This window comes from Bradyrhizobium cosmicum (genome assembly GCF_007290395.2).
GTDB classification, from domain to species: domain Bacteria; phylum Pseudomonadota; class Alphaproteobacteria; order Rhizobiales; family Xanthobacteraceae; genus Bradyrhizobium; species Bradyrhizobium cosmicum.
In genome coordinates, this window is the sequence record NZ_CP041656.2 from 2,352,508 (window position 1) to 2,367,638 (window position 15,131).

General features: G+C 63.5%; 13 protein-coding genes. 6 read left to right on the forward strand and 7 right to left on the reverse strand.

Translation table 11 applies throughout. The features are described 5' to 3' along the window. Positions 1-15: 15 nt before the first annotated feature. The gene (locus FNV92_RS11085; protein WP_143840959.1) at positions 16-1,191 is read right to left on the reverse strand and encodes an ABC transporter substrate-binding protein; all 1,176 of its coding nucleotides are present in this window, start codon (positions 1,189-1,191) and stop codon (positions 16-18) included. 250 nt (positions 1,192-1,441) lie between these two features. Here FNV92_RS11085 and FNV92_RS11090 point away from each other — a divergent pair, with 250 nt between their 5' ends. From FNV92_RS11090 to FNV92_RS11100, 3 genes are all read left to right on the forward strand, one after another. Then, on the forward strand, positions 1,442-1,960 hold the full coding sequence (locus tag FNV92_RS11090) for a MarR family winged helix-turn-helix transcriptional regulator (protein ID WP_015684741.1): 519 nt from the start codon (positions 1,442-1,444) through the stop codon (positions 1,958-1,960). Between the two features lie 148 nt (positions 1,961-2,108). Continuing rightward, positions 2,109-3,800 carry a benzoate-CoA ligase family protein gene (locus tag FNV92_RS11095; protein ID WP_143840958.1) on the forward strand — a complete coding sequence of 564 codons (1,692 nt, stop codon included), beginning with the start codon at positions 2,109-2,111 and terminating at the stop codon, positions 3,798-3,800. A gap of 19 nt (positions 3,801-3,819) precedes the next feature. Next, positions 3,820-4,278 (forward strand): RidA family protein, encoded by a 459-nt coding sequence (locus tag FNV92_RS11100; protein ID WP_143840957.1) that lies wholly within the window; start codon positions 3,820-3,822, stop codon positions 4,276-4,278. Positions 4,279-4,285: 7 nt separating this feature from the next. Here the strand turns inward: FNV92_RS11100 and FNV92_RS11105 are convergent, their stop codons facing one another. Then, complete coding sequence (locus tag FNV92_RS11105) at positions 4,286-5,014, reverse strand: CBS domain-containing protein (RefSeq protein ID WP_143840956.1); 729 nt, start codon at positions 5,012-5,014, stop codon at positions 4,286-4,288. Between the two features lie 213 nt (positions 5,015-5,227). Here FNV92_RS11105 and FNV92_RS11110 point away from each other — a divergent pair, with 213 nt between their 5' ends. Continuing rightward, on the forward strand, positions 5,228-7,054 hold the full coding sequence (locus FNV92_RS11110) for a PHA/PHB synthase family protein (protein WP_143840955.1): 1,827 nt from the start codon (positions 5,228-5,230) through the stop codon (positions 7,052-7,054). On the opposite strand, the gene FNV92_RS11115 is transcribed toward FNV92_RS11110, so the two are convergent. From FNV92_RS11115 to FNV92_RS11125, 3 genes are all read right to left on the reverse strand, one after another. Further along, on the reverse strand, positions 7,051-7,974 hold the full coding sequence (locus FNV92_RS11115) for a CHAD domain-containing protein (RefSeq protein WP_186355514.1): 924 nt from the start codon (positions 7,972-7,974) through the stop codon (positions 7,051-7,053). The genes FNV92_RS11110 and FNV92_RS11115 overlap by 4 nt on opposite strands. Before the next feature lie 76 nt (positions 7,975-8,050). After that, positions 8,051-9,574 carry a bifunctional aminoglycoside phosphotransferase/ATP-binding protein gene (locus FNV92_RS11120; protein WP_143840953.1) on the reverse strand — a complete coding sequence of 508 codons (1,524 nt, stop codon included), beginning with the start codon at positions 9,572-9,574 and terminating at the stop codon, positions 8,051-8,053. A gap of 8 nt (positions 9,575-9,582) precedes the next feature. Continuing rightward, entirely contained in the window at positions 9,583-10,566 is a 984-nt protein-coding gene (locus tag FNV92_RS11125) for a zinc-dependent alcohol dehydrogenase family protein (protein WP_143840952.1), read from the reverse strand. A gap of 172 nt (positions 10,567-10,738) precedes the next feature. Here FNV92_RS11125 and FNV92_RS11130 point away from each other — a divergent pair, with 172 nt between their 5' ends. Then, a complete protein-coding gene (locus tag FNV92_RS11130) occupies positions 10,739-11,575 on the forward strand; it encodes a universal stress protein (RefSeq protein ID WP_143840951.1) in 837 nt (278 codons plus the stop codon). Between the two features lie 68 nt (positions 11,576-11,643). Beyond that, entirely contained in the window at positions 11,644-14,337 is a 2,694-nt protein-coding gene (locus FNV92_RS11135) for a bifunctional acetate--CoA ligase family protein/GNAT family N-acetyltransferase (RefSeq protein WP_143840950.1), read from the forward strand. A 19-nt stretch (positions 14,338-14,356) separates the two neighbouring features. On the opposite strand, the gene FNV92_RS11140 is transcribed toward FNV92_RS11135, so the two are convergent. Continuing rightward, on the reverse strand, positions 14,357-14,845 hold the full coding sequence (locus FNV92_RS11140) for a phage holin family protein (RefSeq protein ID WP_143840949.1): 489 nt from the start codon (positions 14,843-14,845) through the stop codon (positions 14,357-14,359). Further along, on the reverse strand, positions 14,846-15,121 hold the full coding sequence (locus FNV92_RS11145) for a hypothetical protein (protein WP_143840948.1): 276 nt from the start codon (positions 15,119-15,121) through the stop codon (positions 14,846-14,848). It abuts the gene before it with no gap. Between the last annotated feature and the right edge of the window lie 10 nt (positions 15,122-15,131).

Sequence of the window (15,131 nt, forward strand, 5' to 3'; positions counted from 1 at the left end):
ACGCGACGCGCAGCCTCAGTTCGCCGCCTTGCAGTCCTTGGCGTAGCGGTCGCCGTAATTCTCAAACACTTTCTGAACGATCTCGGTCTGGAACTTGCCGTCCGGACGTTTGGCGACCTTGGTCAGATAGAAATCCTGGATCGGATAACCGTTGGTGTTGAACTTGAAGGCGCCGCGCAGCGAGGTGAAGTCGGCTTTCTTCAAGGCGGCCGCGACCGCATCCTTGTTCGAGAGGTCGCCCTTCACGGCCTTGATGGCGCTGTCGATCAGCATTGCGGCGTCATAGGCCTGGAAGGCGTAGGTGCCGGGCACGACGTTATAGGCGGCCTCGTAGGCGGCAACGAATTTCTTGTTCTGGGGATTGTCGAGATTGGGCGCCCAGTTCGCGCCGCCGAACATGCCGACCGCGGCATCCTGCTGCGCCGGCAGCGTGGATTCATCCACCGTGAACGCCGAGAGCACCGGAATGCTGTCGGCAAGACCGGCCTGCTTGTACTGCTTGACCAGATTGACGCCCAGGCCGCCGGGCATGAACGTGAAGAGTGCATCGGGCTTCTGCGAGGAAATCTTGGAAAGCTCCGGCTGGAAGTCCAGCGTGTTCAGCGGCATGTAGGACTCTTCGACGATCTCGCCCTTGTAGTCGAGCTTGAAGCCGGCCACTGAATCCTTTCCGGCCTGATAGTTCGGCACCATCAGATACATGCGCTTGTAACCGCGATCCTGCGCCACCTTGCCGAGGATCTCGTGCACCTGGTCGTTCTGATATGATGTCACATAGAAGAACGGGTTGCAGTCCTTGCCCGCAAAAGTCGACGGCCCGGCATTGGGGCTGATCAGGAAGGTCTTGGATTCCGTGACGGGCCGATGGATGGCCTGGAGAATGTTGGAAAAGATCGGGCCGACCACGAAGTCGACCTTGTCGCGTTCGAGCAGCCCCTTGACCTTGGTCACAGCCGCGTCCGGCTTGAGCTCATCGTCGACGACGACGACCTCGACATCGCGGCCGCCCATCTTGCTGCCAAGGTCCTTCACGCCTAGCGCAAAGCCGTCGCGAACCTGCTGGCCAAGCGCGGCTGCAGGTCCCGACAGGGTCACGATCACGCCCAGCTTGATCTTTTCCTGGGCAAGGGCAGGGCTGATCGCGGTGCCAAGCAACAAGGCCGCTGCGGTCAAGGTCAATTGCGTCTTCATGATCCATCCCCCGTGACATCAGGGCTTGCGTCGCAAGCCGCGTGCTCCGATCCAAGCTTATGCCGATGATGGCTGCCGCGGCAAGCAAGGCCGCGACGTCGCGCCATCGCAGGCGACGTTCATGCAAGCGCCGCGCCAATTGCTTGAAGCTTAAAGAAATTGGCGTGCGGTCGATTGTTGCAGCTTTAGGCTTGCGGTCGCTGCGGATTTATTTGAAGCTCAAAATGTTGGGGAATCCGTGCCGGCGCCAATGCCGGCCGTGCGTGAATGCATCAAGATGCTCGATTCCGAGACCAAAGCCGTCGAGACGCCGGAGGACCATGCCGAGGAGCTTCGGTTATGGCTGCGGCTGCTCACCTGCACGACCCTGATCGAAGGCGAAGTGCGCGGCCGGCTGCGACAGCGCTTCGATGTCACGTTGCCCCGCTTCGATCTGATGGCGCAGCTCGACAAGGCACCGGACGGCATGACGCTGTCCGACGTCTCCAAGCGCATGATGGTGTCGAACGGCAACGTTACCGGCCTCGTCGAGCGGCTCGTCGAATCCGGCCATCTCGACCGGCGGACCTCGGAGACGGACCGCCGGGTCCAGGTGATCCGTCTCACAAAACTCGGCCGCGCCGAGTTCCGCAGGATGGCTGCCGAGCACGAGACCTGGATCGCCGATCTGTTCGCCGACCTGACGCCGAAGGATGTGCGCGAGCTGATGAGGCTCCTCGCCAAGACAAAGGCGTCGGCGCAGAAATCGGCTGCACGCCGCCGCTCCTGAGCCCCCGACGGGCGGGGCCGCTAATCCCACTTTGCCGCAGGAAATTGCATGGGATGCCCAAAATCCACTATTGCGCCGAATTGCTTTAAGCCTAAAATGTTTCCCAGATAGTGCTGCCGGGTGCTTTCCATGCGCAAAGGAGCGTGCGATGGCCAACGCCGCGAAGGTTCAAGTCTCGGGCTCGCATGACGGCAACGCCGCGACGGCCCATGTCGATACGTTCGCGCGGCAGCACCTGCCGCCGCGGGAGTTTTGGCCCGAGTTCATCTTCACGCGGCCGGAGCTGCAATATCCGTCGCGGCTGAATTGCGTCAGCTATTTCCTCGACCGTTGGGTCGAAGAGGGCCGTGGCGATGCGCCCTGCGTCATGAGTCCCGCCGTCAGCTACACCTATCGCGAACTGCAGGCGCTCGTGAACCGCATCGCGAACGTGCTGGTCGGCAAGCTGGGTCTCGTGACCGGCGGCCGCGTGCTGCTGCGCTCCGCCAATAATCCGATGATGGTCGCGACCTATCTTGCGGTGATCAAGGCAGGGGGCATTTGCGTTGCGACGATGCCGCTCTTGCGTGCCAAGGAGCTGTCCTATCCGATCCAGAAGGCGGAAATCACGCTCGCGCTCTGCGATGGCAAACTTTCCGATGAGATGGAGAAGGCGAAGGCCTCGGCGCCCGGGCTCCAGCGCGTGGTCTATTGGGGCAATGGCGCCGCTGACTCGCTCGAGGCCTTGATCGCCGACGCAAGCCCTGAGTTCACAGCTGTCGATACCGCCTCCGACGACATCTGCCTGATCGCCTTCACGTCGGGCACGACGGGCGATCCCAAAGGCACCATGCATTTTCACCGCGACATGCTGGCAGTCTGCGACGGTTATGCGCGCAACATCTTGCGCGCGGAACAGACGGATCGCTTCGTCGGGTCGGCGCCACTCGCGTTCACCTTCGGCTTCGGTGGTGTGCTGTTCCCGATGCACATAGGCGCCTCCTTCGTCGTGCTGGAGAAGACGACCCCGGACGACATCCTGAATGCGATCGAGCACTACAAGACCACGGTCTGCTTTACGGCGCCGACCGCATACCGCGCCATGATCGGCAAGCTTCCGGGCCGCGACATTTCCTCGCTGCGCAAATGCGTCTCTGCCGGCGAGACCCTTCCCAAGCCGACCTTCGATGCCTGGCTCAAGGCCACCGGCATCAAGCTGATGGACGGCATCGGCTCGACCGAGATGCTGCACATCTTCATCAGTGCGACCGAAGATGAGATCAGGCCGGGCGCGACCGGCAAGCCGGTGCCGGGCTACGAGGCCAAGATCGTCGATGACGCCGGTGACGACATGCCGCCGGGCAAGATGGGCCGTCTGGCCGTGCGTGGGCCGACTGGCTGTCGCTATCTCGCCGACGATCGTCAGCGTAAATACGTCCAGAACGGCTGGAATATCACCGGCGACACCTATCTGATGGATAGCGACGGTTATTTCTGGTATCAGTCGCGCTCCGACGACATGATCGTATCGGCCGGCTACAACATCGCAGGAACGGATGTCGAGTCGGCGCTGCTGACGCATCCCTCCGTCATCGAGTGCGGCGTGGTTGGAGCACCGGACGAGGCGCGCGGAATGATCGTGAAGGCCTACGTCATTGCCGCGCCTGGGGTGACGCCGGATGCTCAGCTGGCGGCCGAGTTGCAGGACTATGTCAAACGCGAGATCGCGCCGTACAAATATCCGCGCGCGATCGAGTTCGTGACGCAGCTACCCAAGACAGAGACCGGCAAATTGAAACGCTTCGCCCTGCGGCAACTGGCGCAGGCCGCCGTGACGTCATCGGGCGTCGCGGCAGAATGAAAAGGATCGAGAATTGTCCGTGACGACGCCGAAAGGCCCGCAGCTTGCGGTGCTGCCGACCGCAGCCGAAGATGGCATTCGTTCTGGAGCGCAGGTGCTTCAGCCTTCCGGCTGGCCTGTGCCGAAGGGCTATGCCAACGGAATGGTGGCTGAAGGGCGCATCGTCGTCACCGGCGGTGTGATCGGCTGGGACGCCGAAGAGCGTCTCGCGGATGGCTTCGTCGCGCAGGTGCGCCAGACCCTGAGCAACATCGCCGCGATTCTGGCCGAGGCCGGTGCCCGGCCCGAGCACCTCGTTCGTCTGACCTGGTATGTCGTCGACATGGACGAATATCTGGCGAACCTGAAGGAGCTGGGCAGGGTCTACCGAGCCATCTTCGGTGCGCACTATCCCGCGATGGCGCTGCTTCAGGTCGTGCGCCTGGTCGAGAAGACGGCGCGCGTCGAGATCGAGGCCACCGCCGTCATTCCCAACTGAGTCAAGCTCAGCCCGCCTTGGCGAGATCGTCGTCCTCAGGCGAGTTCAGATAGACGCCCGACATGGTGTCGACCCAGCACAGATGGTCGTGCACCTTCTTCACGCCTTCCACGTTCTCCGCCGCGACGACCGCGGCCTGCCGCGTGCGTTCCTCGGTGATCACGCCGCTGAGATGAACGATGCCGTCGCGGACGATGACGTTCAGCCCGAACGGGCACCAGTCGTTCTTCTCCATCGTCTCGATGATGCGGCCGCGAATGTGATCGTCGTTGGCGGTCGGATCCGGCACCTCGCGGGCGAGGCCAGCGACCGCCTGCAGCAGGTTGGCGCGGGAGACGATCCCGACCACCTTGTCGCCGCGCACCACCGGCAGGCGCTTCACGTTGTTCCGCTCCATGAGATCGACGATCTCCGCAAGCGCGGTATCCTCGGTGATGGTGACTGGTTTGGCGGTCATCACTTCCGAGACCTTGCGGCCGTGCTCGTGCACGAAATCGCTGGCGGACTTGCCGGGCCCGAGGATGAACCGCAGCCAGCGCCCCCGTTTGCGGCCGGTGCCGATCTCGCTGCGGCGGATGAAGTCCCCTTCCGAGACGACGCCGACCAGCTTGCCACTATCGTCGACCACGGTGAGGCCGCTAATGTGCCTCTTCAGCATGATATTTGCCGCCTCGACGATACTGGTATCGGGGGCAACCGAGATGACCGATCGGGTCATGATTTGGTGGGCGCGCATGAGTGACTCCGCAAAAATCGACGAATTTCGATGGAAGGGAGCCTAATTCACGCATCGAGGTCCGTTTTGACCCAGGTCAAGCAGGGTGAAGCCGGCCAAGCGATGAAGCAATCGTGATTGGCGGGCGAAGTTGATGCAGCTCAACGGCACCTGAAGCGAGCCGCCATATCCTAGGAAAGCCCGAAACCGTAAAGCGCGCAGGAATATTCAGCCATGAGCGTCGTGCAGCTTGTCCCACGAGCCGATCAACCGGCTGAAGAGCCCTCCGTCAATCCTGTCGCGAGCGTCGCTCCTCCGGCCGAAAAGCCGACGACGCAACCGCCGTCAGCGCCAGAACCATACCCGCTCGACCGCGCATTTCACGCCATGCTGGCGCAGTTCACGGGCGGAATTTCGCCGGTAGCCCTGTCGCTTGCCTGGCTCGATTGGAGTTCGCATCTCGCCGCAGCGCCGCAGCGGCAAACGGAGATCATCAAGAACGCCGTTCGCGACACCGGGCGGTTCGTGGAGGCCGCGCTGCACGCGACGTCGCCGGATCGGAAGCCATGGTCGGTCATCCAGCCGCAGCGACGCGATCGCCGCTTCAGGGAACCGCAGTGGGAGACCGCGCCGTTCAACCTGATGGCGCAGGCCTTCCTGCTCGGAGAGCGCTGGTGGCACGATGCCGCGACTGGAGTGCGCGGCGTTGCGCCTGCGAATGAAGCCGTCGTCGAATTCGCGACACGCCAGATGCTCGACATATTCGCGCCGTCGAACTTCGCGGCGACAAATCCGGAAGTGCTCGAAAAGGCCTTTCAGAGCGGCGGCGAGAACTTCGTCTTCGGTTTGCAGAATTGGTGTAACGATTTGATGCGCATGCTCTCCGGCGCGAAACCGGCTGGCGACGGACAATTCGTGGTCGGCAAGACGGTCGCGGCGTCGCCCGGAAAGGTCGTCTACCGCAACGAGCTGATCGAACTGATTCAGTATTATCCGACGACCGCGCAGGTGCGGCCCGAGCCGATCCTGATCGTGCCGGCCTGGATCATGAAGTACTACATCCTCGATCTATCGCCGCATAATTCGTTGGTGCGCTATCTCACCGGTCAGGGCTTCACCGTGTTCGCCATATCATGGCGCAACCCGGATGCCAAGGATAGGGATGTTGCCTTCGATGACTATCGCAAGTCAGGCGTCATGGCTGCGCTGGACACGATCGGCCGGATCGTGCCTGGCCGGGCAATCCATGCGCTCGGCTATTGTCTGGGCGGCACGTTGCTGTCGATCGCCGCCGCGGCGATGGCACGCGACGGCGACATGCGATTGGGCACCATCTCGCTGCTCGCCGCGCAGACGGATTTCACCGAGGCCGGTGAGCTGACGCTCTTCATCAACGAGAGCCAGGTTGCGTTCCTCGAAGACATGATGTGGAAGCGCGGTTATCTCGATACGACACAGATGGCCGGCGCGTTTGCGCTGCTGCGATCCAACGATCTGATCTGGTCACGGCTGTCGCACGACTATCTGATGGGAGAGGCGTCGTCGCCGAGCGACCTGATGGCCTGGAATGCCGACGCCACGCGACTGCCTTATCGCATGCACTCGGAATATCTGCGCAAGCTGTTCCTCGACAATGATCTGGCCGAAGGCCATTATCGCGTCGATGACAGGAACATCTCGCTTTCCGATATCCATGCGCCGATGTTCGTGGTCGGCACGCTCTCCGATCATGTGGCGCCGTGGCGATCCGTCTACAAGCTTCACTATCAGGTCGACGCCGACGTGACGTTCCTGTTGACCAGCGGCGGTCACAATGCCGGTGTCGTCGCGGCTCCGGAGGAACCCGGTCACAGCTATCAGGTGATGACCAAGGCCGCGGATGCGCCCTATGTCGGTCCCGATGAATGGCTGAAGCTGGCGCCACATGTCGAGGGATCGTGGTGGCCGGAATGGAGCAAATGGCTCGCCGCCCGCTCGGGCGAGCCCTGTGATCCACCGCAGATTGGGCTGGGGGACGGCTCCGGCCTGCCCGACGCGCCCGGAGACTACGTCCACACCTAGTCCTCGGGCTCCGCAGTCGGCGCAAGGTCCGAAGAGCGGAACGGCTTGGCTTTGTCCAGCTTTCGATAGGCTTCCGAGGCGGTTCGCAGCAGCTTCTTCTCCCGCTTGCGGTCGAGGAAGCGAATGCCCGCCCCGGGGATGGCCTCGTTCAATGATGCGGCCAGGATCTGCCCGCGCGCGTCGTCGTTCAACTGTCCGAGAGACTTTTGCGCCTTGCGCAATTGCTTGAGGATCGACTTCTGCTTCACCAACGATTCATCGGCGAACAGGTCGCCAAGCGACTCGATCGAATAGGTCAGCCGCTTGTTGAGAAGCCGCAGTTTGTGCCGCTTCTCGACGTCGAGCTTGCGAAGCTTCCGCGCCTTCTTGAGCAGCGTCGTTTCCCATGCGGTGAGTTGCGCCGTCGCGTGGTCGGCTAGCGTCCGGCGCCGCAATCTGATGGCCTCCTTGCTGCGCCGGGTCGACCAGGGACCGCTTTCGATCCAGGCCGAGGTCTGCTCGACCAGGCGCCGATAGCGCGCAGAGCGCAGCGCGCGCGCCAACAGGCGATGGCTCTCGGCGCGCTTCTCGTCCCAGTGCCGCAGCTCGGCGATCACGGCCAGCTCCTCACCACTCTCGGCGACGACGCGTTCGATCGCCACGTCGAGGTCCCGCACCATGCCGAGCTGGCTGTTCAGCCATTTCAGTCCGGCCCAGACCGCCGGTCGTCGTGTGTCATCGACCATCGGCGAGAAGAAGCGGATGGCGGTACGCAGATGCGTCAGCGCAATGCGGATCTGATGCAGCGCTTCCTGATCGCCGCGGCAGGTGCCGTCGTGCTGGGCCAGGACGGCATCGAGATGACGGCGGGCGATGATCCGGAACGCGGTGTCGCAGGCCATGCCGGGGCTGAGGCGGCCGGGCAGGGCATTACGGCGCACCGCCGGTTTGACGCGGGCGGTCGCTGTCGAGCGCGTGGTGGGTCCCGACTTCCTTGTCCGCGTCACTCAGATTGCCTTACCTGCCCTCGGCGATCGCGTCCCGGCAGTTCTGGAGCGTTTGCCCTGGTGTCCCGGATGCATCGATGATGGCCCAACCGACATGGCCGATATTATAGTGCTCTTGCCGCGCGGCAACCTCTTGCGTGGCGTCGGATGCGTCGCCCCGGCGGCCGCCGATCCGGGCCTGTCGGGTCGCGAGGTCTGCGACCAGGAATAGTCCGTTGAGCGGTACACCGCGTGCGCGCGCCAGCGCGGCCAAATCGTCCCGTTCGGATTCGCGTGCAAATACAGCATCGACGATGACGGAATGGCCTTGCGCCAGCACCTGCCGGGCGCGCTGTATCAGCATCTCGTACACGCGCGCTGTCACGTCAGGCCGGTACGTCGAGGGGGGCAACCGGTCGGTGTGCCCCACTTGAAACAGTTGCTTGCGAATGACGTCGCTGCGCAGCACGACGGCGCCCGGTTGCGGCGCTATGGTGGGGGCCAGCGCGCGGGCGAGCACGGACTTGCCGGTGCCCGACAGTCCGCCAACCGCGATCAGGCGAGGGGCGGGCGGATGAATCAAGGTTCGGGCGAGCTCGAAATAGCGGCGCGCCTCGTTGAGAATTTCGGGACGGTCGGCATTGGGCCGGTTCAGCCTCGCCAGCGCCACCTGCGCGCGGATCGACGCGCGGATGGACATGAACAGCGGCAGCGCGGCCAGGGCGTCGAGGGTCTCGACGGTTGCGTTGACCAGATACTGGTTGAGGACCGCATTGGCTGCGTCTGCCTGATCGTAGCGCAGCAGATCCATCAGGGTGAACGCGAGATCGTAGAGCACGTCCACGGTTGCCATCTGCGCATCGAATTCGATCGCGTCGAACAGGACGGGCTGGCGGTCGATCAGCACGATATTGGCAAGATGCAGATCGCCGTGACAGCGCCGCACGAAGCCGTGGAGCGCGCGTTGCTCCAGCGTGGCACGGAGGTTCAGGAAGGCCAGATGGGAGGCTTTGCCGAGCTGTTCGATGGCTGTCGCTTCAAGATGATCGCCGTTGCGCAGGCCGGTGCCATTGCCGTCGATCAGGGCAGGAATGGAGCCGATCCACGCCGCGCCGTCGGCAACGGTCGCCCTGGCATGCGATGATGCGATCGCATCGGCGATGGCGAGCGCCAGCTCGGCGCCCAGCGGGCCAGCCTTCGCCAAATGGTCCAGCGTCCGGTTCTCATCGAAGCGCGACATGTCGACCGCATACTCGATCGGCCGTCCGCGGCCGTCGATCTTGACCGATCCATCCGGCTCCTCCGTAATCGCCACGATACGGTGATAGATTTGCGGCGCGAGCGGCCGGTTGATCCTGATCTCTTCCTCGCAGGCCGCCTTGCGCTTGTCGAGCGTCGAATAATCGAGGAATGGAAACTTGACGGCGCGCTTGATCTTCAGCGCGCGATCGCCGTCCAGGAATACCGAGGCGCCATGCGTGTCGATCCGCGTGACACCGGCGTGTCCCGCGAGGGCCTGGAAAATCCGTTCCTGTGCCGCAGTGTCATCCGTCATCGAAGCACTCAGGGCGTCAGCACGGCTGCGCCGAGAATCCGGCCACCGCGCAGCATGCTCAGAACCTCGTTGGCCTGGTCGAGCGGAAATGCCGTCGTCTCGGTGCGCACGCCGGCTTGCGGAGCGATCTTGAGAAAATCGAGGCCATCCTGCCGGGTCAGATTGGCGACCGAGACCAGCTGCCGCTCCTCCCAGAGCAGATCATACTGAAAACTCGGAATGTCGGTCATGTGGATGCCGGCGCACACGACGCGACCGCCTTTGCGCACGGCGCGCAGCGCGGCGGGTACCAGCTCGCCGGCCGGTGCGTAGATGATGGCGGCGTCGAGCGGTTCGTCGGGCATTTCGTCAGAAGCTCCCGCCCAGGCAGCGCCGAGACGTCGGGCAAGACCTTGTGCTGCGCCGTCACCGCGGCGCGTGAATGCATAAACGGATCGCCCCTGCCAGACCGCGATTTGCGCGATGATGTGGCCGGCGGCGCCGAAACCGTAGAGGCCTAACCTCTCCGCAGGTCCGGCCAGCACCAGCGAGCGCCAGCCGATCAGCCCTGCGCACAGCAGAGGAGCCATCTCCACGTCATTGCCGGCCTCGCCGAGCGGGAATGCATAACGTGCATCGGCGATGGTGTGGGTCGCGTAGCCGCCGTCACGCGTGTAGCCGGTGAACATCGGGCTGTCACACAGGTTTTCCATGCCTTCCCGGCAGAATCGACAGTGTCCGCAGGTGAAACCGAGCCAGGGAATGCCGACCCGGTCGCCGGCCGCATGTGTCGCAACATTGGGACCGACGAGATCAACCCGGCCAATGATCTCGTGGCCGGGCACGATCGGATAGCGAATATCAGGGAGCTCGGCGTCGATGAGGTGAAGATCGGTCCGGCAGACCCCGCAAGCGGTGATCTTCACCCGGATCTGCCCCTCGCCGGGCACCGGATCGGGCCGCTCCTCCATGCGGAGCCGCGCTCGTGGAGACGGCAACACCATCGCACGCATAAGTCTCTCCGAGGCGAACCGCTCCGACACGATTATCCATAGAACGGCTGAGTGGCCAGTCCTTGACTTCGGTCAACGCGCGGCGCCGGCTGACCGCATCGAGTCAACGGCTTGACGAGGATCAAGCGTCGCAACGGGAGCCGGCCTATCCTGATGGTCAAGGAGAATCCCGATGCCCATCAAGGACGTCTTTCTGCCGCTGGTCGGCCAACCCCAGGGGCGGGCTCTCGCAGCGATCGAGAAATGCGTCGCTGTGGCAGCCGATCTCGGCGCCAGGATCACGGCGCTCGCGCTGGAGGACGATGTATTCGTGCGTCCGCAGGTGGTGCTTCCGGCCGATCGGGAATCCGCCGTGGCGAGCGCGCCCGAGGTGGGCGACATGCAGCAACTCCTGAATGCATTCACCCTTGCAGCCTCCCGCACCAACATCCGCGCCCAAACTCGGTCGGGTAAAGTGCCGGCGGACCAGATCGCGTCGGTCTTGGCCGAGCATGCGCGCTTCAGCGATCTGACGCTGGTCCCCGTGAAGCCGCATGACAGCCGAACGGAGCACATCATAGAGACGCTCCTGTTCGAATCCGGACGGCCGCTCTTGCTCTGTCCGGAGCAGCATGTGGACGCGTTACGTCCCGAATTCGAGAATGTCATGATCGCCTGGGATCACTCCGCCCGTGCCGCGCGGGCGGTTGGCGATGCGCTGCCCATTCTTCAGGCTGCGGCATCCGTTCGGGTGATTACGGTCGCTGACGACAAGACCGACCCAATAGTGCAATCCGGAACTGCGCTCGTCGACCATCTGAGGGAACACGGGGTCCACGCCTCGTTCGAAACGGCGAAGGGCGGTGGCAGCTCGATCGGTAAAGTGCTCGGAAGCTGGGCGAATTCCCATGCTATTGATGCCATCATCATGGGCGCCTACCATCATTCGCGATTCAACGAGATCGTTTGGGGAGGTGTGACAAAGACTGTCATTGGCCAGCCACCGTGCTGGGTTATGATCTCGCACTAGGCGCGTCGCCAGCTTTCGGCCTGATCCTCAACGAGCGGAATCCGCACCGACCGGGTGCATTTAATTTCATGTCCACCTATCGCCTGAAGAATCTGCTATCGCCACGTTCGGTCGCGCTCGTCGGGGCGAGCGCCCGTCCGGCTTCTGTGGGGCGCGCCGTTCTGGAGAACATCCGCAAGGCCGAATTCAAGGGAAAGTTCGGCCTCGTCAATCCGCGCCATGCGGAGATCGGCGGCATCGCCGCGGTAAAGAGCCTGGACAAGCTGGACTTCGTGCCCGAGCTCGTTGTCGTCACCGCGCCGGTGCAAGAGGTTCCCGGCATCATCGACCAGGCTGGCCGTCTTGGTTCGGCGGGTGCGCTGATCGTCTCGGCCGGACTCGGCGAGGGGCCGGGATCCCTGCAAGAGGCCGCCATCGCCGCGGCCCGCAAATACGGCATGCGCCTGATCGGCCCGAACTGCCTCGGCATCATGATGCCCGGCGTGAGCCTCAACGCGAGTTTTGCCGCGCACATGCCCGGCGCAGGAAATCTCGCGCTGGTCTCGCAGTCCGGCGCGATCGCCGCCGGCATGGTCGATTGGGCTGCACAGCGCGGTGTCGGCTTCTCCGGCATCGTCTCGATCGGCGATCAGATCGATGTCGATATTGCGGACCTGCTCGATTACTTTGCGATGGATCACAAGACCCGCGCGATCCTGCTCTATATCGAAGCCATCAAGGACGCGCGAAAGTTCATGTCGGCCGCGCGTGCCGCTGCACGTGTCAAACCCGTGGTCGTGGTCAAGTCCGGCCGCATGGCGCAGGGTGCAAAGGCGGCTGCAACCCATACCGGAGCGCTCGCAGGCGCCGATGCCGTCTATGACGCGGCGTTCCGTCGCGCCGGCGTCCTTCGGGTATCGGATCTGCGTGAGCTGTTCGATTGCGCCGAGACGCTCGGCCGCGTCGAATCGCCGGCGGGAAAGCGTCTCGCGATCCTGACCAATGGCGGCGGTATCGGCGTTCTCGCCATCGATCGGCTGGTCGAGCTTGGCGGAATTCCTGCATCCATATCGGCAGATGCGCGCAAGAAGCTCGACGAGGTGCTGCCCGCGACCTGGTCCGGTGCCAATCCCGTCGACATCGTCGGTGACGCCGATGCGTCGCGCTATGCGGCGGCGCTCGACGTGTTGCTCGCCGATCCGGACAATGACGCGATTCTCGTCCTCAATGTTCAGACCGCGATCGCCTCTGCTGCCGACATCGCAACGACCGTGACGGAGCGCGTCGGCAAGTATCGTGAGCAGCAGCGTCGATGGGCAAAGCCGGTTCTGGCGGCCTGGGTCGGAGCCGATCAGGAGATCATCGCGTCGCTGTCCAGCGCCGGCATTCCCAACTATCCGACCGAAGACGACGCGGTGCGCGGCTTCATGTACCTGGTGGGGCATCGCGAAGTCGTGGAGGAACTCAGTCAGGTGCCGCCCGCGATGCCCGATACATTCGTGCCCGACGCCAAAGCTGCCCGGCAGATCGTCGCCGCGGCGATCGCCGATGGCCGCAAATGGCTCGAGCCTGTCGAAATCAAGGACCTGCTCGAAGCCTACGACATCGCGATGGTGCCGACATATGCTGCGACGGACGTCGAGCAGGCGGTGGCCTACGCGAACGAGATATTCGCGCAAGGCTCGACCGTCGTGCTCAAGATCATGTCGCGCGACATCGTCCACAAATCCGATGTCGGCGGCGTCGTGCTCAATCTGACAACGCCGGATGCGGTGCGTGCCGCTGCCTCCGACATTCTCGCCCGGGCGAGGAAGCTGCGCCCGGAAGCCCGCATTGAAGGCGTCATCGTGCAGGCGATGGTCGTCAAGGCGAAAGCGCGGGAGCTGATCCTGGGTCTTGCCGACGATCCGACCTTCGGCACCGTCGTTGTGTTCGGCCGGGGTGGCACGGCGGTGGAAATCATCAACGACAAGGCGCTCGCGCTGCCGCCGCTCGATTTGCAGCTCGCCCGCGACCTCATCGAACGCACGCGCGTGTCCCGGCTGCTGAAGGCCTACCGGGACGTGCCCGCCGTCAAGCAGGATGCTGTCGCCATGGTGCTGGTCAAGCTCGCCCAGATGGCGGCGGACATTCCCGAAATCCGCGAATTCGATATCAACCCGCTGCTGGCGGACGAAACCGGCGTGACGGCGGTCGATGCTCGCGTTGCGGTCGGGCCGCCGCAACGGAAGTTTGCAGGCTCCGGCCCGGCCAATTTCGCCGTTCGGGCCTATCCGTCGCAATGGGAGCGTCGCCTCAAGCTCAAGGACGACTGGCGCATCCTGGTGCGGCCCTTGCGCCCCGAGGACGAGCCGACCATTCACGAATTCCTGCGTCACGTCACGCCGCACGACCTCCGCCTGCGCTTCTTTGCGCCGATGAAGGAGTTCACCCACGAGTTCATCGCGCGTCTGACCCAACTGGACTATGCGCGCGCGATGGCCTTCATCGCGTTCGACCAGGCCACAGGCGAAATGGTCGGCGTAGTCCGGCTTCATTCCGACTCGATCTATGAGAGCGGCGAATATGCCATCCTGCTGCGGTCGGACCTCAAGGGCAGGGGGCTCGGTTGGGCCTTGATGCAGTTGATCATCGACTACGCGAGGTCTGAAGGGCTGAAGGTCATATCCGGTGACGTGCTCAAGGAGAACACCGTGATGCTCGAGATGTGCCGGCAGCTCGGCTTCGAAGTCAAGCCGGACCCGAGCGAACCCGATATCTGCGACGTCCGGCTCAAGCTCTGAGCACCTCGGCTAGCCTGGGCTATGAGTGGGCTTCGCGTGATGTTGCCGCTGCGGGATCCTTGGCTGTCTTCCGCAGGCTCTTGATGATGATCGCGATCAGCGGCAGCAACACAGGCACGATCGTGCTGAGCGGATGGTGGACGGCGCCGGACACTTGAACCTGCAGTGCGCGCGCCTCGAGCTGCAGCGCCTCGATGGATGCGCCGTGAATTTCGTTGGCCAGTTCAATGTCGCGGCCGGACGGAGAACGGCCGGCGATGATGAAGAGAATCCCCGCGATGGCAAAATTGACGGCGCCGAGGATGGCTGCCGCGACTATCGCGCTCCAGATCTGGACCAGCGCGAAATAGGCCGACAGTTCCAGCATCAGGAGGCCGAATGCTGCGATCAGGGCTGCAAAGGCACGCAGGCCAAGGCCGACCAGCAGGTGGCGCAACCTGATGTCCGCGATGATCCTGTCGGTACGCCACAGCACGCGCAGATGTTTGACGACATTCTCCGTATTCACCTAGTGTCTCCTCAGCATGAAGCCGACGACCACGCCGAGCGCGAAAGCCGATGCGAGCGACGTGATCGGGCGGTCCGCAATGATGCCCTGGAGCTGCTCCTGCTCGTCGTTGACGGTCTCGCCGAGCTCGGCGAGCGCCGCCCTGATCTGATCGGCCAAGGCCTCGGCCCTGTCCTTCGAGCTGTCGAATATCTCCTCGCCGGCAGTGCTCAGAAGGCGGGTAACATCCACCTTGAGGGTTCGCAATTCTTCGCTCATCCTGTCGCTGTCAAACATGAATAAGGTG

Coding starts and splice junctions, on each gene's coding strand:
- FNV92_RS11085 (WP_143840959.1), bottom strand. CDS start 1,191: ATGAAGACGCAATTGACCTTGACCGCAGCGGCCTTGTTGCTTGGCACC.
- FNV92_RS11090 (WP_015684741.1), top strand. CDS start 1,442: ATGCCGGCCGTGCGTGAATGCATCAAGATGCTCGATTCCGAGACCAAA.
- FNV92_RS11095 (WP_143840958.1), top strand. CDS start 2,109: ATGGCCAACGCCGCGAAGGTTCAAGTCTCGGGCTCGCATGACGGCAAC.
- FNV92_RS11105 (WP_143840956.1), bottom strand. CDS start 5,014: ATGCGCGCCCACCAAATCATGACCCGATCGGTCATCTCGGTTGCCCCC.
- FNV92_RS11110 (WP_143840955.1), top strand. CDS start 5,228: ATGAGCGTCGTGCAGCTTGTCCCACGAGCCGATCAACCGGCTGAAGAG.
- FNV92_RS11120 (WP_143840953.1), bottom strand. CDS start 9,574: ATGACGGATGACACTGCGGCACAGGAACGGATTTTCCAGGCCCTCGCG.
- FNV92_RS11125 (WP_143840952.1), bottom strand. CDS start 10,566: ATGCGTGCGATGGTGTTGCCGTCTCCACGAGCGCGGCTCCGCATGGAG.
- FNV92_RS11130 (WP_143840951.1), top strand. CDS start 10,739: ATGCCCATCAAGGACGTCTTTCTGCCGCTGGTCGGCCAACCCCAGGGG.
- FNV92_RS11135 (WP_143840950.1), top strand. CDS start 11,644: ATGTCCACCTATCGCCTGAAGAATCTGCTATCGCCACGTTCGGTCGCG.
- FNV92_RS11145 (WP_143840948.1), bottom strand. CDS start 15,121: ATGTTTGACAGCGACAGGATGAGCGAAGAATTGCGAACCCTCAAGGTG.